This window comes from Bacillus sp. IT-79MI2 (genome assembly GCF_949768135.1).
Classification (GTDB): Bacteria; Bacillota; Bacilli; order Bacillales; family Bacillaceae_G; genus Bacillus_A; species Bacillus_A pseudomycoides.
Map to the genome: position 1 here is coordinate 1 of NZ_CATKPV010000113.1, position 1,661 is coordinate 1,661.

At 35.2% G+C, this 1,661-nt stretch carries 1 protein-coding gene; it reads right to left on the minus strand.

Annotated features, from left to right (window positions below; all coding sequences use genetic code 11):
- Nucleotides 1–129: 129 nt before the first annotated feature.
- Nucleotides 130–1,566, minus strand: a complete 1,437-nt coding sequence (locus ACM6HU_RS25445) for an IS4 family transposase (protein ID WP_414848508.1) — start codon at nt 1,564–1,566, stop codon at nt 130–132.
- Nucleotides 1,567–1,661 lie beyond the last annotated feature (95 nt).

Sequence of the window (1,661 nt, forward strand, 5' to 3'; positions counted from 1 at the left end):
CATGCCCATCAACTTAAGAACGGAAACAAAATGAACTTTCGTTCAAATAAACTAAAAAACTCTTAAAACACTTTTTCTCCTTAAAAATGAGCATGCCAAATAACCCTAGGTAGGTATTATTTTTAAAGATTATGCAGCTTTCTTTTGTTTTCTAAATCCACTATACTCATAGATAACACCCATAATATCAAAGACTGTCTTCTTCTCATATCGATGAGATTTCCGCCCGTTTTTCTGTAGTAGGTGGAATAGGCGGATTAGAATCTTTGTTACTTCTTGGGTGTTTTTCTGTATAGCTTGATACAGAAGATATAAATAATCTTGGATCATCCCTATTGCCTTATATTCGCTTAATTCTCTTTTCTTCTTTTGTAAAAGAAGTTGACGCATTTTAAACATAGTAGAGGAGCACAGGAAAATAGCGATTAGCTTTCCATATAGTTGGCACTCTAATCGTTCTTGTTTTACATTACGGTAATGATCTATTTTGAAGAGTGATTTCCACGTTTTAAAGACAATCTCTATTTGCCAACGCAAAGTATATAACTCATGTACCTGTTCCATCGGAACCCATTCCCAAGGTGTATTTGTCACGTACACGTTTAATCCCGCTACAACTTTACTTTTCTCTGAGTACGTTCTATTTTTGGATTTTTCTTTTTCCGCGATCTTCGCTCGTCGTTTTTGAAGTTGTTTTTCTGTTAATCGATTAAAAATAACACGCGCAAACAGTTGTTGTTTATCACCAATATAGGCATGTTTTAATTCAAATGTTTCTCCGGGCTGTAGTTGGTTTAGAAGCTGTTTCACATCGATTTGTATGTATTCCGATTGTTTCTTAATAGCACCATTTTTAAAGTATTCTGGATCTGGATTTTTCACATATACATTCGTATTTAATTTTAAACGAGAAATATAGTATGTACCTCGTTGATCCATTTGATCTAAGTCTTCCAATGAAAAATAACCCAAATCTCGAATACATAAATCTCCTGGTCGTAAGGTATCTAAGCACTCCGTACCAAATGTTTTGTCATTATTTTTCCCTGGTCCAACTTGAAAGTTAAGAAATTCCCCACTGTGCAGATCATATTCTAATTGAATTTTGATTCCGGCTGTTTGGGCACATCCTCCAGAGCCTGGATATGTATTCTCTAAAGCATTTGGCACTTGAAATATGGTGGCATCTAGGATACGAATTCGTTGAAAATAAGAGAAAAGATGGTTAGAAATTTGTGTTTGTTCACAGACTTTTTGTTGTAACAGTAAAGAAAAAATATGTTGTAAAAATAAAACTGCCTTTGTATTTAAGCGTTTATTTAAGCCCTCAGGGCTAAGTAAAGTGCCTGTCGCAGCATGAAGCCTACTACATAATCGGACTAAGGCATCACTTGCGACTCGTTGACTAACCCAGATACAAATGGTGGCTAAGTCTGAGCCAGAAAACTTACGTTTTCGCTTTACAAACCCAAGTTCTCTTGCAAGTTCTTCTAAAAATACAGGTGTCACATATCGTTGTAATTCCTCTGCAAATGGTTGTAGTTCATCTTGAATCGAGAGATTCATCAAAAAACGTCATCCTTTCTAATCTAGCTTATTTAGAAAGGATAACGTTTTTTTGGTACTTGAGGGTATTAAAATCTCTTAAGTTGATGGGCATG

Excerpts from the sequence above, each read along its gene's own strand:
- ACM6HU_RS25445 (WP_414848508.1), bottom strand. The coding sequence starts at position 1,566 with ATGAATCTCTCGATTCAAGATGAACTACAACCATTTGCAGAGGAATTA.